Annotated in this window: 16 protein-coding genes; all 16 read right to left on the bottom strand. The window is 39.6% G+C overall.

What is annotated here, in order from left to right; translation table 11 throughout:
* Positions 1-7 precede the first annotated feature (7 nt).
* The 16 genes from ACULEU_RS04860 to ACULEU_RS04785 all read right to left on the bottom strand — a co-directional run bounded on the left by ACULEU_RS04860 (position 8) and on the right by ACULEU_RS04785 (position 20,089).
* Positions 8-655 carry an acetyltransferase gene (locus ACULEU_RS04860; protein ID WP_445454323.1) on the bottom strand — a complete coding sequence of 216 codons (648 nt, stop codon included), beginning with the start codon at positions 653-655 and terminating at the stop codon, positions 8-10.
* Positions 649-1,725 (bottom strand): DegT/DnrJ/EryC1/StrS family aminotransferase, encoded by a 1,077-nt coding sequence (locus ACULEU_RS04855; protein WP_445454322.1) that lies wholly within the window; start codon positions 1,723-1,725, stop codon positions 649-651. Before ACULEU_RS04855 ends, ACULEU_RS04860 begins: the two co-directional genes overlap by 7 nt.
* Positions 1,726-1,753: 28 nt before the next feature.
* Positions 1,754-2,689 (bottom strand): glycosyltransferase family 2 protein, encoded by a 936-nt coding sequence (locus tag ACULEU_RS04850; RefSeq protein ID WP_445454321.1) that lies wholly within the window; start codon positions 2,687-2,689, stop codon positions 1,754-1,756.
* Between the two features lie 3 nt (positions 2,690-2,692).
* The gene (locus ACULEU_RS04845) at positions 2,693-4,279 is read right to left on the bottom strand and encodes an N-acetylneuraminate synthase family protein (RefSeq protein WP_445454320.1); all 1,587 of its coding nucleotides are present in this window, start codon (positions 4,277-4,279) and stop codon (positions 2,693-2,695) included.
* Positions 4,227-4,910 (bottom strand): inositol monophosphatase family protein, encoded by a 684-nt coding sequence (locus tag ACULEU_RS04840; RefSeq protein WP_445454319.1) that lies wholly within the window; start codon positions 4,908-4,910, stop codon positions 4,227-4,229. Before ACULEU_RS04840 ends, ACULEU_RS04845 begins: the two co-directional genes overlap by 53 nt.
* Positions 4,876-5,598 (bottom strand): acylneuraminate cytidylyltransferase family protein, encoded by a 723-nt coding sequence (locus ACULEU_RS04835; RefSeq protein ID WP_445454318.1) that lies wholly within the window; start codon positions 5,596-5,598, stop codon positions 4,876-4,878. Before ACULEU_RS04835 ends, ACULEU_RS04840 begins: the two co-directional genes overlap by 35 nt.
* A 45-nt stretch (positions 5,599-5,643) precedes the next feature.
* Positions 5,644-7,131, bottom strand: coding sequence for an oligosaccharide flippase family protein (locus ACULEU_RS04830; protein WP_445454317.1), 1,488 nt, complete (start codon positions 7,129-7,131; stop codon positions 5,644-5,646).
* Entirely contained in the window at positions 7,131-8,255 is a 1,125-nt protein-coding gene (locus ACULEU_RS04825; RefSeq protein WP_445454316.1) for a DegT/DnrJ/EryC1/StrS family aminotransferase, read from the bottom strand. Before ACULEU_RS04825 ends, ACULEU_RS04830 begins: the two co-directional genes overlap by 1 nt.
* Complete coding sequence (locus tag ACULEU_RS04820; RefSeq protein ID WP_445454315.1) at positions 8,248-8,754, bottom strand: acyltransferase; 507 nt, start codon at positions 8,752-8,754, stop codon at positions 8,248-8,250. The genes ACULEU_RS04825 and ACULEU_RS04820 overlap by 8 nt, the downstream gene beginning before the upstream one ends.
* Complete coding sequence (locus tag ACULEU_RS04815; protein WP_445454314.1) at positions 8,751-9,680, bottom strand: DegT/DnrJ/EryC1/StrS family aminotransferase; 930 nt, start codon at positions 9,678-9,680, stop codon at positions 8,751-8,753. The genes ACULEU_RS04820 and ACULEU_RS04815 overlap by 4 nt, the downstream gene beginning before the upstream one ends.
* Positions 9,680-10,615 carry a hypothetical protein gene (locus ACULEU_RS04810; RefSeq protein WP_445454313.1) on the bottom strand — a complete coding sequence of 312 codons (936 nt, stop codon included), beginning with the start codon at positions 10,613-10,615 and terminating at the stop codon, positions 9,680-9,682. The genes ACULEU_RS04815 and ACULEU_RS04810 overlap by 1 nt, the downstream gene beginning before the upstream one ends.
* Positions 10,597-11,019, bottom strand: coding sequence for a sugar 3,4-ketoisomerase (locus tag ACULEU_RS04805; protein WP_445454312.1), 423 nt, complete (start codon positions 11,017-11,019; stop codon positions 10,597-10,599). The genes ACULEU_RS04810 and ACULEU_RS04805 overlap by 19 nt, the downstream gene beginning before the upstream one ends.
* Position 11,020: 1 nt before the next feature.
* Positions 11,021-11,437 carry a sugar 3,4-ketoisomerase gene (locus ACULEU_RS04800; protein ID WP_445454311.1) on the bottom strand — a complete coding sequence of 139 codons (417 nt, stop codon included), beginning with the start codon at positions 11,435-11,437 and terminating at the stop codon, positions 11,021-11,023.
* Positions 11,438-11,517: 80 nt separating this feature from the next.
* A complete protein-coding gene (locus ACULEU_RS04795) occupies positions 11,518-12,051 on the bottom strand; it encodes an ArsR family transcriptional regulator (RefSeq protein WP_445454310.1) in 534 nt (177 codons plus the stop codon).
* Between the two features lie 126 nt (positions 12,052-12,177).
* Complete coding sequence (locus ACULEU_RS04790; protein ID WP_445454309.1) at positions 12,178-12,636, bottom strand: UpxY family transcription antiterminator; 459 nt, start codon at positions 12,634-12,636, stop codon at positions 12,178-12,180.
* Positions 12,637-12,904: 268 nt separating this feature from the next.
* Positions 12,905-20,089 (bottom strand): T9SS type A sorting domain-containing protein, encoded by a 7,185-nt coding sequence (locus ACULEU_RS04785; RefSeq protein WP_445454308.1) that lies wholly within the window; start codon positions 20,087-20,089, stop codon positions 12,905-12,907.
* Positions 20,090-20,260 lie beyond the last annotated feature (171 nt).

Below are 20,260 nucleotides of genomic sequence, written 5' to 3'. Positions count from 1 at the left end.
AGAAGATTTAAAGTTTAAGTGGTGGCAACTGCTTTTTTAGTATTGCGGGAACGCCTACTACTAAACTGTTGTCAGGAACATTTTTGGTCACTACAGAACCTGCTCCAATAATAACATTTTTACCTATAATCACGTCTGGTAAAATGGTAGCATTAGCGCCTATTTGTGTATAAGAGCCGATGACACATCTACCCAACACAATGGCAGAAGGAGAAATTTCTACAAAATCATCAACACGACAATCGTGCGTAATAATGACATTATAATATAAAATACAACCTTCCCCAATTTGGGTATCGTTAGATAAGATGGCTCCGGGTAATATGTTAGTTCCATCGCCAATTGTAACCTCGTAAGAACCTACACTGGCATCAGTACTGACAGTAGAAGTATAAACTCCGCCAAGCGAACAAAATTTTTCTTTCAGTTGTTTTCTTAAAACCGGATTTCCAATACCAATGGTAAAACGCTTATCGATAGTGGCAAAATAATGGGCTGCTTCTTCTATAGATTTTAAAATAGGAAACTTACCAAACAATTTCTCTGGAGCATCTGTATTTACATCATCATAAAACACCAGATTTTCTATTTGATTTTGTTGATGCAAAATCTCTAAAACTTCTTTGGCAAATCCTTTTGCTCCAATAATTAGCATAGGCTTTGATTGATTATAGTTGTAATTTGTAGTAACTCTTCTTCAGTGAGCCCAGCATATAAAGGCAGGCACAATACTCTAGAGGCAATACTTTCAGAAACAGGCATAGAAGCACCTTTGACAAAATCTATAGTATTCAAAGATGGATAAAAATATCTTCTAGGAAAAATTTTAGCTTGGTTTAAGGCGTTCTGTACTTTCAGTAACGCTGTTTCTGATGCAAATACTATTGGATAATAGCTATAATTCCATACCGTATTCTCTCGTATTTTTATAGTGGTGAGTGTTTCAAACTCTAAATTCTCCGAATAAAAATCAACTACCGATTTTCTGCTTTTTAAAATATCACCCATATAAGGTAAAACTGCAAGTCCCATAGCGGCTTGCAATTCAGAAATCTTCCCGTTAATTCCCATACCATGAAAATCTAATGGACCATTGTGTCCGAAGTTATGGCTGTAATACATTTGGTGAAACAAATCGGCGTCCTTGCAAAACAGTGCACCGCCCTCGCCAGTATGAAACAGTTTGGTTGCATGAAAACTACAGGTACTCACATCGCCAAAATCGAAAATCGATTGGCCTTTATAGGTTACTCCAAAACAATGTGCGGCATCGTAAATTACTTTTAAATGGTGCTTTTGGGCAATGGCTTCAATAGCTTCGACATGACATGGATTTCCAAAAACGTGCGTGGCTAGAATAGCCGTAGTTTTTGAAGTAATCGCCGCTTCAATTTTGGTTTCATCAATCGTTAAATATTCGGGATGAATGTCAACAAAAACCGGTTGGCAATTTTCCCAGATAATGGAGGATGTGGTTGCCACATAACTAAAAGGTGTCGTGATGATTTCGCCTTCCTTTCCTAAAATTTTGAGCGCAATCTGAATCGGAATGGTACCGTTAGTCATAATGATGACATTGGATACGGACAAATATTTTTTAACCTGTTCCTCTAATTCTATAAGCAATTCGCCTCTATTGGTAAGCCATTGATTTTTCCAGATGCGCGCTAACTGCTGCTGGTATTCTTCGATAGGTGGAAAAAAGGTTTTGGTAACGTTTATCATTTTTGAATGTATAACAGTGTGGAATAGTTTATTTTATTTTGTTGGAAATCGCATTGAGATAGTGAAACGGATTGAGATAGACACTCAGTAAAGCGTAGAGTTTCACATTGAATGTTGTCTTTTTAGTGATTCCCATTTTTTTAAATAGCAGTGCCGTTCTGTAAATCCAGTTTTCGTCCCAAACCATAAGTTTCGGCAAATGCGGATGCGCATATTTTTTTCGGACTGGAAAACCATGAATGACCGATGGCTTGATCAAAACATCTTGACCAGTATTGTTATTGGCTTTAGAATGCATGCGATAGCCTACTGTTTCTTGGTGAAAGTAATACAACTTTTCGCCCGAACCTGTGAGTTTTAGCCACATCGGATAATCTTCAACCATACGGTTGGTTTCGTCGTAACCTCCCACTTTAGCAATGGCTTTTTTATTAAAAAAATAGGATGGCGTATACTGAATCCTATCGGCTACCAACAAAATTTTGTATTGATCTTGTGCCGAAAAAGTAGCTTTCATCAAGTTTTCGGGATAGTTTGTCGGAATCGATTTGATGTAATTTTTTTCCTCAAAAGTACCTTCGTATAATTTTACCTGACTGAAGACGATATGTGCGTTGGGATGCTCTTTTACAAACTGCATATTGTCTGCGATACAATTCGGCAACAAAATATCATCTCCGGCAATAAGCTTTATCCAATCGGATTTACTGTTGGCAATACAACGATTACAGTTGGCAGAAACGCCGGTATTGTGTGGGACTTTAATCAATTCCACTCTTGTGAACCTTGTTTTTACACGCTCCAATTGTATCCAAGCTTCTACTTTTTCGATAGTACCATCGGTAGAAAAATCATCAGAAATAAGCAACTCAATGTCGCTGTACGTCTGATTGTAGACACTTTCTAAAGTCTCTATAATATAGTCTGCTGCATTATAAGAAGTAACCGGAACCGATACTAGCATCTACTAAAAATGGTTTTCGTTTGGTGTGTATTTATGATGTTCCTGTTTGTGGATTTTCTTATCTCTGGTACCACACATGATACTCGCTTTCCGAATGTCTTTTACAAACGTTTCGAATTGATTGGTCGCTAAGTCTAAAGCAACACCATCAAAATGAATCCAATCTAAATCGCCCAGTTTTACGTGCTTTTCGACCATTTTGGCTCCGGCAGCAACAGCCATCATACAGCCTAAGCTTCCGATATCGTGACTGCTGTAACCCGGAAATAAATTAGGTAATCCTAAATGTTCATAGTGTCTGACTACGGCTATTTGACAAGCTTCGGGCGGTGCAGGATAACTTGAGGTGCATTGTAATAAGAATAAATTTCTATTGGTACAGAAATTTTCCAGCACAAAATTTTCATATTCTTTATCGGTGAAACCTGTTGATATTACTAAATCGCCTTTAAACTCATCACCTGCTTTTTTCAGGAAGTTTCTATGGTTGGAAATAGTCGATGGCAATTTGATTAACGGCGGATTGTATTTTTCTAAAAATAGCAAGGACGGATAATCCAAAACCGAAGAAAACCAAACAATTTCGTTTTGCTCACATTCCGAAATCAGAACTTGCATCAGTTCGTCATCAAGTTCTACGCCGTCTCGGTAATCCTTTAATTTGGTTCCAAAAGGCGAAGCATATTCGGTATTCAATTCATCTTGCGTGTAAAACGTATCCACATCGCGCTTTTGAATTTTTACCATATCAGCTCCGGCATTTTTAGCTAGTTTGATCATTTTGCGCAAACGATCAGCATCGCCAATATGGTTGTTGGTCAATTCGGCCACCACAAGGGTATAATTATCAGAAGCCACTTTGTCCAATAGCTTTTGATATTCGGCAATATTGTCAAATTTGGCATGTGTTGCTGCAACCGTTTCCTGAGTGGAAACCTGATTGAATTCAGATACCGACAGACTGCTGAAACTAGCATTACCCACATGTCGTAACTGAATGGCTAACTTATCTTGTAAGTAGTGCTGGATGAAAACATATTGTGATTTCTGCGTTTTGAATAAAATTTCACGGTATAAGGCATCGTGTTGCGAAGCATCTGTTGGTTGTGTTCCTTTTTCCAAATCGAAATCGAAACCAATCAGATATATTGGCATTTCTTTAGCCCAAGCCTGATTGATGAGCCATGCTAATTTTATGGCCGAAAGCAATAAGAAATCCGTTAGCTCAAAGCTGTTTTTTTCAAAAAGTGCGGCAATATGTTCTACACCTTCATTGTTTAGCGGATTGTAATCGGCACTAATAAATTGGGCGCTGCTTGGTAATACGGCTTCCAATTTTTGACTCGATATATAAACCTCATTCTTAAAGCCATTTTTCTTTAGTGATTCCAAAACACGCTCAGCATAAAAAATGGTAAAATGCCCATTAATCAGCAATTCCGAATCGTTGACATTGATAATAAGCGCTCCCGAAAGCGCCTCTTTATCGATTTGCTTTATGCTTTCCCCCTTACCAACAATAACAATCCTATTGAAATCAGTTGGAAATTTTGAAACGATACTTTTCAGCGGGTTGTAAAAATTCTCCATTGTATTTTTTATTATTTACGGTAACGTCTAGTCCTAGCTGGTGCGCCATATTTAATCCCGGTAAGATATCCCAACAACGCGCACCTTTTGGGTTTTGGAACATTTTATACCTTCCGGTAATTACGTTGAACATATTGTACATGCAGCAACCAATGATTCGGTATTCAAATCCGGGTTCCAAGTTCAGCAAATCTTCTTTGGTAAGCGAAGAGGAAATACCGTAGATTCGGGAATCAAATTTTTCCGTAACTGGTGTATTGCTTAGCATATAGTGATTCAATTCGGGTAACGCTATCAGCGCCTCTTCAAACTGGGAACCTTTGTAAATGCAAACGCCTACGCCCCATTCCATCAATCCGGAAACAAAATTTTCTGTTCCGTCAATAGGATCTACAACAGCGGTGTATTCAAAAGCATTTAAGTCGACTTCGCCTGTGGCATACGTTTCTTCAGTAATAATTTGAACAGAAGCATAGGTTTTTAGGATATAGTCCATACAAACTTTATCCAGCAACAAATCACCTTCGGAGACATAGCTGTCGTCGTCTTTCTTTTGTTTGGTATTCCGAAGCTTAAGTACGGCTTCTAAATTCGATTTAATCTCTAAAATAAGCGGCGTCAATGTACTCATCGATAAGGTTTTTGTTATGTTTTAATACATTTTCTACAATCTGAAAATCAAATTCGTCATCAATATCCAAACCGCATAGTTTGTTGGTTACAACAGCTCCAACTTTTCTTCCAAGGAAATCATCGCTGGTGTTTTTTTGGTTGGCTCGGAACACATCGGTGCTGAATACTTTATAGCGATCGCCAAAATCCTGACGGCGCATCATCGATTTTCCATGGTCGTCAAAGGAAGGCACTAAAATGTCGCTTTCCACTTTATACAATCTGCCTTCGCTTTCGCAAACGGTTCTGGAAGCTGTTAATGACGCATCGTTTTTCAATTGGTCAATACACTTTTGCACATCGGCAATACTTCTGAAGACAAAGGTGGGTCGTAACCACACCAAAATATCGGGTTGTGGAATATGGTGTTCTTCAAATTTTTGGTACAAATCGACTAAAATATCCTGTTCCATGGCTGTAGAAGAAGCGGCGAAATCCGAACGTAAAAACGGTACTTCGGCACCATATTGTTTGGCAATTTCGGCATACTCCTCTGAATCTGTGGAACAGAAAACACGATCCACGCCCAACGCTTTCGCAAAGGCAATGGAATACGACATCAACGGTTTGCCATCAATAGGCCTGATATTCTTATTTTTTACTCCGACAGAACCGGAACGCGCCGGAATTATAGCGTATATTTTCATTGTAGTTTTTAGTTATTCAGATGTTGTCAATGCTAAATTTCTTGCTTATTTTTTCAGTTTCCCTTTTACTTTAGCAATAGCTTCTTTAAAATTGATGCGCTTATTCAATTCAAAAACATAATAGGATATTGTTGTCAATGCTATTAAGAATTGTAAAAAATATAAATAGGGCGCAACAATAGTCATCATCGCAGCAAGGCAAAGCGATAAGGATAAAAGCGAAATAAATAATAGTTTATAGACTGAGCTTGTAAACTGAAAATCAAATTTTCGTTTTAATATGATGAGCATAAAAACAGAAGAAATACTGTAACTAATACTCAACGAAATTCCCAATCCGGTTAACCCATAAAGATGATAAAACAGTAGATTGAAACAAAGCACAATAAGGTTGGCGATGATTTCAACGGTTAAGAAAAGCTTGTTTTTGCCTTTCGCCAAGATGATAAAGCCTACTACCCAAACCAAGCCTTTTAACGGTATCGCCAAAACAGCCCACATGATAAACTTTTGAGAACCCAAAAATTCTTTGCTCAAGAGCACTCTGATTAATATCGGGGTCGTAATCAGTAATAAAACCAGCACGATTCCTAAGATGATGAGTACCAATTCGGCTTGTTCGTTGACCAATTTTTTCCATTGCAGTTCGTCATTGATGACACCCGCCAAACGCGGGAAATAATCAGTTGCCATGGCGGTAAATACCATGCCTACATAGCCTTCTACTATAGCGTTTCCGGCATTATACAATCCCAAATCGCTTAAGGTTCCCGTTTTAGAGATAAAGGCATTTAGCGTAAAAGCTACCGCAGCTGCCAGAATATTGATGAATGTTAGGCTGACGCCCAATTGTACTATCGGTTTTCCGAGTTGGAATGTTTCTTTCCAAGAGATGGCAATCGGTTCAAACTTGATTTTGGTTTTAAAATAGAGCGAAACCAAGTAATTGGCTAAAGCCGTACCAATAATAGCCGGAACAACGCCGTCAATGCCGTAAAAATAAAAAATGGGCAAAGCTACTACTAAACCTACAGTTGCCCCGATGATATTGGCTTGAGCGAGATACTTTATCTGTCGTGTCCCTCGTAAAAGCGTGTAAATACCACCCGACAACGCTCCGAAAACAAACGTTATCGAGAGCCAGATAAAGGCAGCCGTTTTATCCGTAGACTTAAAAGCAAATTGGCTCAATAACGGCGAAAAAACAATCGTCATGATAATGCCTAAAATGGCTGTAAACCAAATGAGGCGTCGGAACACCTGAAACGTAGTTCGGATATGCTTTTCGTCATTTGAATTGTAGGCTTTCGAAATGTCTTTGACGGCACTTTCACTGATACCTAACGAAGTGATGGTTTTTATCAAATTAAGTCCCGATAACAATAAGCCATTCAAACCCATTCCGGCCGTTCCAATGAGAATTGCAACGGCTTTTCCGCGAATGAGCGTAATGAGAATATTGAAAACCTGAACGCCTCCAAAAATGGAAGTGGCTTTCATTATCGAACCATAAGACGATTTGGTTTCAGCCACTAGTTAGAATACGCGTTTAGAATGGAGATAATGCGCTCCACTTCTTCTTCAGTAGTAACGGGACTAATGGGCAAACTCAACACTTCGTTGTGAATTGCATTGGTAATGGCATAATCCAAACCATTCATTTCTTTGTAGGCCAATTGCTTGTTGGGCGGAATCGGGTAATGAATCAAAGTTTGTACACCATTAGCGGTCAAATATTCCTGAAGCTGATCGCGCTCCGAACAACGGATTACGAACAAATGCCAGACATGTTCTTTATTATTTTCGGTTGCTAAACCAGTGTTTTCCGGAACCGGAAGTGCGATTTTGGGATTTTGGATTCCGTTTAAATATTTTGCAGCAAGGTGTCTTCGGTACTGGTTTTCAGCATCGATATACTTTAATTTTACTTCGAGAAATCCGGCCTGAAGTTCATCTAATCGGCTGTTCAAACCTTGGAATTCGTTGACATACTTTTTGTTGCTTCCGTAATTTCCTAGGGCTCGAATGTGTTTTGCTAAGACGTCGTCATTAGTCGTAACAGCTCCGGCATCGCCTAAAGCGCCCAAATTTTTTCCAGGATAAAAGCTAAATCCAGCGGCATCACCTAAGTTTCCGGTTTTTATTCCATTCCATTCAGCGCCAATCGCCTGAGCGTTATCTTCAATAATTTTGAGATTGTGTTTTTGGGCTAAGGCCGTTAATTGTTCACTCCAAATTACCTGACCGTACAAATGCACCACCATAATAGCTTTGGTTTTTGGGGTGATGTGACTTTCAATCAAATCGATATCCAAGTTGAAGCTGGCGTTTTTCGGTTCTACCAAAACAGGAACTAATCGGTTATCTGTGATGGCTAAAACGGAAGCAATGTAGGTATTGGCAGGAACAATGACTTCATCGCCTTCTTTCATGATGCCCAAATCGATGTAGGCTTTTAAGATTAAACGCAACGCATCCAATCCGTTGGCCACTCCAATAGCATGTTTGGCTCCGGTGTATTGCGCTAATTTATTTTCGAAACTACTTAAGCGTTCTCCCATTAAAAACCAACCTGAGTCGATTACTTCAGCTGCAACCTGCTTTAATTCGGCTGCATATTTGGCATTGATGTTTTGGAGATCTAAAAATTTAATCATTACTGTGTAAGTTATCTATTTCGGTTTGTGTTAAAGTTCGTAGCAGTTTTGCAGGCGTTCCTCCTATAATGGAGTAATCCGGAAAAGATTGGTTTACAAAGCTGTTCGCGGCCACAATGCAATACTTTCCGATACTAACATTGGGCATAATAATAGCGCTGGCGCCAATCCACGAATGGTCGTCAATACTAACTGGACCTTTCTCTATTGGGAAAAGTTGTTGCATAACTTTGGAGGCATTAGGTCCAGAGCCCGACATCAAATTGACATTTTGAGCAAAACTCACCTGGTTACCGATAGTTACTCTGGCATTATAGCCTTCCACTATGGTGTTTAGGCCAAAATAACAGCCTTCGCCGACTTCTAAAATATGTTCCGGCGAACCAAAAACGCGCACGCAACTGGCTATTTTGGTTCCGTCGCCGATGGTAACGTTATTGATAGAGGCATCTTTTTCGATGCTGACTTCCTTTCCTAAAGTAATGTTTGCTGTAATCATGATGTTTTGGAATTCGTTTTAAGGAACTGTGCGATACAGGCATGTATAAATTCGATATCAACGGTCGTCATGTTTTGATGACAGGGAATAAAAAATGCCTCTTCGCCATAAAAAACACTGCTTTGAATACCATTTTCAGCTAAAAAAACTTTCAATTCGTTGAGATTAGAAACAATTTCATTAGAATTCAATAGCAAAGCCGATGGATAAACGCTAGGATGTTGCTGAAATCGCAAGGTAAATCCAAGCTCAGAAAATAGGCTTGTGGCGTAAAGATGGTTTTCTGTTCGTTGTTGAAGTAAAGCGTTTTCATTTTTCAAATGATGCGATACAACTTTCTGAATGTATTGTACTTGTTTTTTGTCTACTATACTTTTGGAAGGAGTTACTTCAGAGTTCACTTGTACAAGTACTCCTCCTATTTGAATTGGAAAAAATTTCGGGAAACTGTACACCGAAAAATCACCATACCGTCCTACGCTTTGAGCGTCATCCTGACTAAAGAATGTAGTACAGCAATCTTCTATAATGGGCAATCCGGTTGCGACCAACTTTTCCATGTTAGGATAAGGATAGCCAAATTCATGATTGACTAAAATCACTTTGGTTTCCGAGGTTATTTCGCGGTTCCAACGGCAAAACCGTTCTATTGATTTAGTAACGCAGGAACTGATATAGAAGTTTTCGGAGGTGGTTAGAATCGTTACCAAATCCTCTTTATTTAATTGATATTTTTCAAGAGCTAGTTCGATGGCTTCTCTACCGTTATAGGTATACTGCCATTTTCCCATGCCAAACTTTTTATCAAAATAACCCACTGCAAAATCATCCTCAGGTAAATTACTATTCAAAGCGATATAGTCGGTTCTGAAAGGGCTGATTCGATACGATGGCAATAAAAAAGGATCCGGATTGATAAAAAACACTAATCTAATTTTTTATATAATTCGTTTAATAAACTTATAGAACACCCGATGCTTTCTTTGAATTCGCATAAACCTTGGTTCGGCACCGAATCGACTGTAGAATGACCGATATCCATCATTTTGATGCCTTGTTCTTTGTAATGTTTAAAGAGCTGATAAGACAAAAAATTCATCGTTTTACATTCGGAAAACTGCGGTAAATCGCCCCAATAGATTACCCGCACAATCGATGGTGCCATGTGGTACACAATAGCAGCGCCGATACGCTCAGTAGCTTTTTTTACCAAAAAGAAATCCATGTGAATAACCGTGTTGGTAGTTACTAATTGCTCCCAGCTTAATCGCAGTGGAAAACCTCTTTCACTTCTATTTTGTGCGATAATCTCGTAGGCAAGTATTCCTTTATCAGCCTCTAACCTTTCAAAAGTTAATCCGAAAGCATTGGCTTTTTTTAGGTTTTTTCGAGCGTTGTACCAAATATTCTGTTCGTAGGTATCAGAAAGGTTGGCGGTTTGAAAATGGTAATTGAGCTCCATGTTCTTGGTTTCAAATCCGGCGCGATACATACAATTAGCTACTTTGTTCAAAAAATCTTCTTTGAAGAACGTCGGAGGCGGAATTATCTTTATTCCACTATATTGTTTTGCCGAAGCCCATTCCAAAAGAGCTTGTAGCGCTGCATCAATCTGGTACAATTTGACATCTTCACTTACGAATTCGAATCCGCCAAAAGTGGCCGAAAACGGACTCAATAGCACGTTGTCTCTTACCCCAAAAATGATTCCCAATCGGGTTTTACTATCTTTAAAAATCAAATAATACACCTTTTCAAACCTTGATTCGTTAAGAGCACTAAACGCTCCAGAATTAAAGATATGAATCGGATTAGGGAAAGTCGCATCAAAGACTTCTGGGGTTACTTCGAGGATTTCCACGCTATAAATTCTTCATAATTTCTAAAATAATCTTCTTCATCATACAGTTCAGAAGCCAAGACCATGCAAATGGAACCGCTGGAGAACGTATCTAAATCGCGCCATAATCCGGGCGGCAACAATAACCCTTGATAGGGTTGGTACAGATGAAAACTTTTTTTGTCCTGGCCATCGTCCAAAGTAACGGTAAAGCTTCCGCTTAGGGCGACCATGATTTGATGTAAATCTTTGTGTGCATGACCGCCGCGGCTGTTACCACCAGGCACGTCGTATAAATAATAAATTCTATTGATATCAAAAGGAACTTCGATGCCATTGGTGATCGACGTCAAATTACCATTAAGTTGATGGTTTTTTGGGAAGTCGATTAACTTACAGTCGGCTATTTTAGTCGTTTTTCCCATATTACTTTTGAATTAAGTACGTGTCTAAATTCCGCATATAATCCTCTTCGTTAAAAGCATCGCTGCACAAGTGCATGGAAACGGAATTCGTTGAAAAGTTCTCCATATGTCTCCAATGCTGTGGCGGAATATATAGACCAAAATAACTTCTGTTTAAAGTGAACTTTTCTAGCGTTCCATCTGGATACGTAATCACAACATCAAAACTTCCGCTGAGTGAGATAATGACTTCCTGTTGCTCTTTATAGGCATGACCACCGCGAGTTTCACCTCCGGGAACGTCATAAATCCAAAAAACCCGTTTGAGTTTAAAAGGAAGATGATCCGGATGTTGTATGAACGTTAGATTCCCACGAAGGTCTTGTATTTTAGGGAGTTCAATAAGCTGTGGTTTATCCATTTTGTAGGTACTTGTCAACGTTAGTTTTTTTCACGGCTTCGCTTGGTCAGTCCCATATAGAGACCAACAAAAACGGTAGTACTACAGTTAGCATTTTGCTAAACTGTAGGTAATGTGTTGTTTATCAGTTCTTGTTCAAAAACCAATAGACCGCTATTATCATGTTGCTCAGTGAGATAAAAAACGACTTCCTTTTGTATCTCGAGCTCTATCCTTTGTGATAACTGTTTTATATATTCTTCGTTCAAATCATTGCCTTCCAAAACCACTTCAATACGGCCGCTGTCAATTCCTTGCACATAATCCCCAATAATAAATACGCGATGCACAGGCCCCATTCGTTCCAATACCATTTCGATTATGGTATCGAGACCAACATACTTGCGTACAATTTGCTGTAATAAAATAAAAAAAGGATTTTTCTGATTCGCCTTATAGGTGATTTTCTGATGGTCTTCATTACGGGTCAAATACCCCGCTTCGGTAAGATTGTTCAGTTCCTTTCGGATGGCATTGGTAGATTCCTGCATTTCGGATGCCAAACCACGGAGATATCCTTCGTTTGCTACGTTTATAAAAAACTTAACAAGAAGCCGCAGTCGTGTTTTTGAAGTTATTAAATTCTCAAGCATCACTGAAATTTTTCCGAGTAACAAATGTACTCATTAATTTCAATAAGTGTTAAAATTATATTAAAAATATGATTAACATAGGGTTAAATTTAGGATAAAGACTACGCTAAGATGAAGTTCATGTTGCTATTTGTGCAGCATTATTTTTACCCCCAATTGTTCTAAAATTAAAGTAATCTGCGTTTTATCAACCTTATCTACAATACCCTTTTGGCCTATAAAAGGACCTGATGGAATTTCGTAGAGCGAGCCAGGTTGAATGCCTACAACCTCAAATGCAACTACTTTATCTAGAAGCCATTTTTGGAGGATTTCAATTTCAGAATCTTTGATAACAGCGGGCTGACCAAGCCAATAAAGATAACGTACGACGCCCGACACCTGAAAAACAAGTTCTCTTTTGTGCGCTTCTAAATGAACAAATACATAAGAAGGCAGTAAGGGTACTTCCACTTTCTTTTTCCTATCAGACCATTGGCGCTCTTGGATGATTAGCGGACAGTAGACTTCAATTCCAAGTTTCGCTAAGCGAGCCGCAACTTTCTTTTCTTGTCTAGATTCTGTATAGAGGGCATACCATGGCATAGCACTGTTTTGGATATAAAATTGGTTTGTAAAAATACTAAAACTTATGCTGTACAAATATTTTCTATTGTGGAGATTTAAAAAAAAATAGTTCTTTTTTTAAGAAGCTTACAGTTTCATTTGTGTTACAAATTTTTCAACTTTATAAATCTTGCAGCATGTTTCTCGCACAAACTTCTTCAAAGAAATTTCTATTCGAATCTAGTATCTAATAAAAAAAGACCCTCGATTTCTCGAAGGTCTTTCTTATTAGTATTTAAAGATAGATTTATCTTTTTACGACTCGAACAGTTTGAACATTATCCTCTTGTGCTACAACTACGTTGTAAACACCGCTTGGATATTGATTTCCTATTGTTGTTGATTCCATATCCGATACTCTAACGTCTCTTTGTTCAATTAGTCTACCTACCATATCGTAAACTTTTACGCTTACTGATGATTGGCTACTTGTTTTCACATCAAGCATAAAGTTGTTCGCAAATGGATTTGGATATGCCGTAGCTGCAAATGGAGTCTGAATTAACGCTTTGCTTTCCGCAGCGGTAAAGACATCACAGGCAGTTGAATAGTCTCCAAACACACCGTTTAATTTGATAGCAACAGAGATGTTGTAGTTTTTACCCAATTGTGCGATAGCAAAATCACTCAATTTAAAGTTAGAATATACAATCTCTCTTTCTTCTGAAGTAACTACTGTCTCACCATCAATTTCTTCTAACAACACTTTGTAGTTAGGGAAACCTGGGTAAGGTGTAATGTTCAATTGTTGCGTCAACGACGTTGGTGTTAACAATCCACATTGTGATGGAACCAAACTTGTTGTTGGGAAGAATGGTGTGGTCACTTTACAATCAGGTCCAAAAGCAGACCATTCTGTTGTAGCTCCGTTCAAGACACTGTACTGTACCGAAATAGAATATTCTGTACTGTAAGCAATCGTGATACCTTGGAACGCTGTTAAGGATGAGAAACGACTTGGTAATACCGCTGTCTGATAATACGTTGGCGTTGGGCCATTGTCTGAGAACAAACGGATACGGAATCTATATCCTGTAGCGTAAGAAGCTGCTCTGGCTGCCATATTAGCATTCAAAGCGGATACTGTACCACCACAAGTTGGTGAAGCCATACTAGTTACCGGAATAGAAGGTGTATTTACAACACACTCTGCACCATAACCTGAATCAACTGGTAAACCACTTACAGGATCAGTAAACGTGTACTGAACTGCTACTCTGTAGCTTGCTCCATAATTTAATGGGAAACCTGTAAAGGTATTTGCTCCCACAAAACGAGTCGCTGATGGTGAGAAACCATACGTTGGTGTCGGGTTTGAATCGTTCAAACGGATACGGAAGGTGTATCCTGTAGCGTTCAATCCTGGATTAGCCGTAAGACTAGAAGCTAAAGTAGCTAAAGTAGCACCACAGCTTGAAGAGCTTAACGTAATCACTGGAACCGATGGAGAGTTTACGGTAATTGTATTTCCTGCAAAAGGAACAATCTCTTCGTTAATCACTGCAGAAGCAGTAATAGTATAACTAGCACCATGTGTATGAATAGCACCTGGAATCGTTACAAAACGAGAAGTTTGAATAATATCCGGAGCTGTTACACCTGTTGTAGTATTGGTAATAGAGAAACGATACTTGATGTTCGTGAAACCTCCAAAAGAATACGGTACAGCTGGAATCGCTGTTGCCAACGATACTAAAGTACTGTTGTTATAAGAAGGAGTCATGTTAACTGGTACAGCCGCACAACCTTGAGATAACACACCTGTACAGTTTTCTAAAATTCCATTCCAACAAACCTCTGGGGCTCCCGGGTAGAACGTATCATCACCGTCATTACAATCACCACCTACAAGAGAATAACCACCAGGGTTAGTACACGATACAGTAGTATCTGTATCATCACCAAATCCGTCTGCGTCACCGTCAAAATAGAATGTAGTTAATGGGTTAACCGTTACCGTTACAGAAGCACAAGTTGTGGTATTAATACCTCCTTGAGCACGAACGTAATAGGTAGTAGTTACTGATGGTGAAACATTGATTGAAGTTCCTGTACCTACAGAAACACCACCATTTTCGTCACCACAAGCACCAGAGAACCACTGCCATGTAGCACCAGAAACTAGTGATCCACCAATTCTAGTCAACGTAGTAGCATCACCCACACAAATAGTGGTTGGTGCTGCAGTTGCAGAACTTGGAGGGAAGTTCAATCCGCTTACATAATCAAATGTAAGTGTATATGTTCCACTTGCTCCAGTAGCACCACCTTGAATAACAACGTAGTAATCCCCAACAGCTAATTGTAAATTAGGAAGCGATGAACCTAATGAGTTTGGCGTAACGCAAGCGTCATCATCAAAACCGATTTCAGTTCCTGTGCTATTCAATAAATGGATAAACGTATCAAAACTTGTAGTACAAGTACCGATAGATAAAGTACTTCCTGGCTCCGTAATACTAAATTTATAGAACACGTCTTTTGTAGAAGCTATTCCGTTAGTACTTCCTGGAGTAGAAGCTGCATTATAATCATCATTCCAACAAGCTGAAGATGTTTCACCGCTTGCTGAAGTAGTTGCTGTAATAGCACCTAAAAGTACAGGATTGGCAAACGTATCTCCAGCAGGAGCAGCTTCCGTTGTGAACGACCAAGTCGCACAACCAGTAGCAGCACCGTTACAGTTAGATGGAGTTACACTCCAAGTATGAGCACCAATACTTAAAGGTGCAGCAGTTGTAAAAGTTAAACCTGTTTGTACGATTGGAGTTCCTCCATCAATAACAAGTGAATAACTAGAAGCATTTGGAGAAGCTGGCCAAGTAAATGTAGTGTTTCCTACACCACAAGACGAACTTCCGTTAGCTGGTGATGTTGGAGAAGCAATACATGCTGGCGCTCCACCTATAGTTGTAAACGTGAATGTTGCGCAACCAGTAGCTGGTCCCACAGCATTTCTTGGAACAATGCTCCAAGCATACGCTTGATTAGGTAGCAAAGTACCTGCGTTGTATGTTAATCCTGTTTGATTAGAAGAAACTAAAGTTGTAGCACTAGCACCTGCATCAAGATATACATCATATCCTGTAGCAAAAGGCACTGTTGGCCAAGATAACGTAACGGCACAATTACCCACTGTACTAGCACCATCAACAGGAGCTGTTGGAGCTACTACACAATTTGGTGCAGAAGGCGCAAGAATTCTGAAAGTATGATTCGCTGTACTAGCTGCAGACTCAGCATCTACTAATAAATAGTAAGTAGTCCCTGCTGCCAAAGTAAAGGTATCAGTACCTACACCACTATTGTCATCAATACAAGACCAACCTGTTGCTAAATCACAATCAGCAGTACCGGCTGCAACTTTAAAGAAATAGTCATTAAATCCAAATCCACCATTACTATTGGTGATATCTAGAGTATAAGTACCTGCAACCGTTGAAGTGAAAGTATAGTATCTTTCATTACCAGGTGTATTGAATCCACAAGTAGTAACATCAACATTAGATCCTCCCGTAGCAAGATTTCCTGTAGTATATGAATCACCAAATGTAAGGGCAATAGCATCAGAACAAACAGATCCCGGAGGATTTGTAACTACAATCGCCAACTCATTTGAAAGCACTTCACAGCTTCCGTTAATATAAGCCGCTACTAAATAAATAGTACCCGCTGTATTTGGAGTAAGACTTACTGGTGTTGTTGTAGCACCAGGAATAGTTGTATAAGGTCCACCAAGAGTTAGTGAAGATTTCCACTGTAATGATGCAAAACCACTACCACCTGTTGAATCATAACTATAATTAGTACCCGTAATCGCTGCAAGAGGTCCACTAATTGCACCAGCAGTCGGCGGCGCCACTGTTGTAAATGACCAAGTAGGACATCCTGTAGCAGCTCCAACAAAATTTCTAGGAGAAACAGTCCAAGTGTGAGCACCTGAAGCTAAGATTCCAGCATTGAAAGTTAACCCTGCTTGATTTGAAGACACTGGAGTTCCGTCTAAAACAACGTCATATCCTGTAGCTCCTTCAGCAGCTGGCCAACTTAATGTAGTAGCAATACCTTCACATGCAGCAGAAGCATCTGCTGGAGATGTTGGGCTTGTTAAACAAGCAGGAGTAGCAGCAGTAACACAAATCGTGAAGTTACCTGTACCAGCTCCAATTGCATTATGATAAACTCTTACGAAGTACGTATTTCCGATAGTTAAACCAGTAGTACTTACTACTTCAGGAGAACCACCACCTACGTTACTTTGACAGAAAAGAGAAGTTAAAGTACCTGTACATGTATTATCTGAAGAAGATAAAATTTGTACACGTCCGTCAAATCCAGCTAAAGTACCGTTAACAGTAACAGTTGGATTAGAAACAGTAGCTACAAAGCTATACCAAACATCATCATCTGCATTACCAGCACAAGAAGCCTGTGGAGAAGCTGTTCCTCCTGTAGTGAATCCTGCAGTAGTAACACATGTAGCGTTAACTGGTAAGCTAACAGCAGTACAGATATTGTCATTTGCTGGCGCATCTGGTGTAGCATTTACGATGATAGAGAAGTCTCCAGTAACACCAAAACTAGAAGGTGCAACTGTAACTGTTGGTGTAGCAGAATATCCTGTACCACCTTGAGCACCTTGAAGTGCAATAGCAGTAACCGCACCACCAGTAATAGTAAGTTTGGCAACAGCACCAGCACCAGTAGCGTCAGTGATATAAACAAACGGAGTAGCAGTAAGACCTGCACCACCGTTACACGTAATATAACCTGTACCTGGCGTAGTTATTGTAAATCCTGTGATAGCACCACCTGTAACAGTAGCTGTAGCAGTAGCTTGAGTACCACCACCTGCGTGATATACTCGTACTAAGTATTCAGAATTAACAACTGTAGCAAAATCAACCCCAGTAATAGTTTCTGTTAAAGAAGTACCAGCTAATGCATTAGCATTTTTAGAAGCTACCGCAGTAGTCAAATCAGCTGCATTGAATAATTGCATAGCCGCATCATAACCTCCTGCACCACGCAATGTGATAGTAGTATTTGCAGAAATTGCAGTAAATTTAAACCAAACGTCATCATCAGCTATTGTTGATGCTATTGGAGCAGCAATGGTAGGATCCAAAGTAGCTGATGGTGTAGCAAAAGCAGAACTGTAGAACGATCCACAGAAATTAGCCGGAGTAGATGGTAATGTTGTTAAAACAACCGCATTCGCTGGTTCATCATTAGCTGGCGCCGCTGGAACTCCAGGGTAAGCGTCATTAGGACGAACAGTACCTGCAGGTGTAAACGTATATTTTGTATTACACTCAGGAAGAACTGATAATTTGTTCAATCCCTCGTTAGTTGTAATACCACCTAAACTTGTAAAGCTTAACGAATTGGCTTGTTGTAAACCAATAACCTCACCAGCAAGAGCAGGACTAGCCCAAGCAGAAGAACTCATACCCATAGTGTAGCTAAACGCTAAACCATTAGTTACAGCAGCATTGTTTGGATTTGTTCCGTCAAAGCCTTGCATCACACCATAAACGTATTCAACAACGTTTGTTCCTTCGTATAATTTCACTTGGAAATTCAAACTTGGACCAGGGTAGTTGAACAATTCAATGTTTTCCCACTGTACTGTTAAAACACGGTTTGGCGTACTACCTGTAATCTCATATTTTACAAACTGAGAGTTAGGCGTATTGTTATTAACATATAAATCCTCCCAAAACGGTGCTAATACAAAGTTGTTAGTAGCTGAATTAGTAATTCCGTTGTTAAAAGCGGTAGCAGTGTTACCCGCATTTAACGTCATAAATCCATTCGTTACCGCACGAAACTGAGAAACAGTTGCACCCGCATACGTGAATGGGAAGAATGTTACTGCACCATAGTTCGTATCATCTTGTACCCCTGTAGCAGCAGATAACGTGATGGCTGAACCTGATACCGGAGTATACGTAGCACTTGAACGCGCAATTGTATATTTCAATCTATCAGCAGTACCTGCAGCTACTGAAGCTCCGGTAGTGTTGTAGTAATAGTTTGGAGAAGTACAAAGTCTACTTTCGTAAGCTCTGAAATAATAGGTAGTACCTATTGTTAATCCTGTTACAGTAACCGTTGTCCCTGTACCATTAAAAACTAATTGCTGTCCTGAACCTGCATATAATGTAGCAGCAGTTCCTGGAGCCGTTAAATCTGTTGGGTTGGTGAACGAGTCAACACTGTTCACAAAAACTGAACGTTGATTACCATTACCAACGGTCCAAGACATCGTAATGCTTGTAGTAGTAGCAGTTGTTGAAGCTAAATTGGTAATTTGAGTCGTTGGAGCAACTGGTCCTGAAACCGAAACTGCTGCAGACGGATCAGACAATCCACTTGTAGAACAAGTCGTTACTCTTCTGTAATATTGCGTTCCTGAAACATAAGCCGGAGTAGTATAGGTTGCTCCTGTAGCTGCTGGAGACACAGGGGCCCATGATCCTACACCATCAGGTGAAGTTTCCCATAAATAAGTTAAACCTGAAACTCCTGTAGTATCACCAGTAACACTAAATACTTGTGTTGACCCTGGACATAAATTAGCTACTGCTGGAGCAACTGTTCCTGCCGTTGGCGTGCCTGTACATGGTACCGGTGGTGTAAATCTGTAAAGCGTACCGCTAGCTGGGAAAGCTGCGGCAGTAGTAGTACTGTTTGATAACCCGTTAAGAGCATTCAAATAGTTACCAGTTCCACCCACAGCATTCTCAATACCTAGAGAACGTGCTGTAGATATAGTTCCTGCAGAAGTACCATAACGCAACTCCACTACACCAGGTGTAGCACTTGCAGGACCATGAAGCCAAATTTGAAAGTTTAATTTTGCCGTGGCACTAGCAGCACCACCCCCCGCTCCAGAAACATCTCTGTACTGAACCACGTAAACACCTGTAACGCTAGGATGAGCTCCTGCCGTTATACTACCACCATTGGCAGCATTAGCGTTTCCATCACCAAGCCAAGCAGCAACCATGTAATTTGGACCCCCTGTGGTGAACAAATCAGTTACTGTAAGCGAGTTGCTTGTAGAAGCTGCATTGAATGAAATCCAACCATTTGTACACACTCGGATGCTTGTAAAAGAAGCACCATTATAGCTAAAGCTAAACGGAATAGTAAGCGTGTTCCCAGCATCATCACCTACCGGACCTGCCGATGAGGGAGAAAAAGTTAAGTTGGAATACGCGCCTGTAGTTTGAGTCCAACCATAAGAACTCACTTGGGCATTGGTCGTTAAGCCAACCAATAACAATAATGCAAACAGCCATCCCGTAGATAGCGAATACAAACTCTTAGATGTGCGCGTTGGCGGTGAGCCTACGTCTTTTGCACAACCATCTTTGAGCCAGGTATCCCTACCCGAACTCAACCAATAGTAATTTTGATTCATAGTTAAAATTTAAATTTAGATGCCTAAAGTAATTATTATTTTAACAATTTGTTAATGATACTCTAAAATAATTCTGCTTAAAATGATATTATCGATGAAAAACACTTAAAATCCGACAAAATACCTATCACCTCAAAATGTGTGTTTTTTTTGTAGTAAAAAATATAAAAT

The organism is Flavobacterium sp. 25HG05S-40, from assembly GCF_052654735.1.
Note: the sequence above shows the minus strand (reverse complement) of the source record. Positions and strands in the feature narration are given on the sequence as shown.

Bases quoted from the DNA above. Each gene is read 5' to 3' on its own strand.
- ACULEU_RS04860 (WP_445454323.1), bottom strand. From the start codon at position 655: ATGCTAATTATTGGAGCAAAAGGATTTGCCAAAGAAGTTTTAGAGATT.
- ACULEU_RS04855 (WP_445454322.1), bottom strand. From the start codon at position 1,725: ATGATAAACGTTACCAAAACCTTTTTTCCACCTATCGAAGAATACCAG.
- ACULEU_RS04850 (WP_445454321.1), bottom strand. From the start codon at position 2,689: ATGCTAGTATCGGTTCCGGTTACTTCTTATAATGCAGCAGACTATATT.
- ACULEU_RS04845 (WP_445454320.1), bottom strand. From the start codon at position 4,279: ATGGAGAATTTTTACAACCCGCTGAAAAGTATCGTTTCAAAATTTCCA.
- ACULEU_RS04840 (WP_445454319.1), bottom strand. From the start codon at position 4,910: ATGAGTACATTGACGCCGCTTATTTTAGAGATTAAATCGAATTTAGAA.
- ACULEU_RS04835 (WP_445454318.1), bottom strand. From the start codon at position 5,598: ATGAAAATATACGCTATAATTCCGGCGCGTTCCGGTTCTGTCGGAGTA.
- ACULEU_RS04825 (WP_445454316.1), bottom strand. From the start codon at position 8,255: ATGATTAAATTTTTAGATCTCCAAAACATCAATGCCAAATATGCAGCC.
- ACULEU_RS04820 (WP_445454315.1), bottom strand. From the start codon at position 8,754: ATGATTACAGCAAACATTACTTTAGGAAAGGAAGTCAGCATCGAAAAA.
- ACULEU_RS04805 (WP_445454312.1), bottom strand. From the start codon at position 11,019: ATGGGAAAAACGACTAAAATAGCCGACTGTAAGTTAATCGACTTCCCA.
- ACULEU_RS04795 (WP_445454310.1), bottom strand. From the start codon at position 12,051: ATGCTTGAGAATTTAATAACTTCAAAAACACGACTGCGGCTTCTTGTT.
- ACULEU_RS04790 (WP_445454309.1), bottom strand. From the start codon at position 12,636: ATGCCATGGTATGCCCTCTATACAGAATCTAGACAAGAAAAGAAAGTT.
- ACULEU_RS04785 (WP_445454308.1), bottom strand. From the start codon at position 20,089: ATGAATCAAAATTACTATTGGTTGAGTTCGGGTAGGGATACCTGGCTC.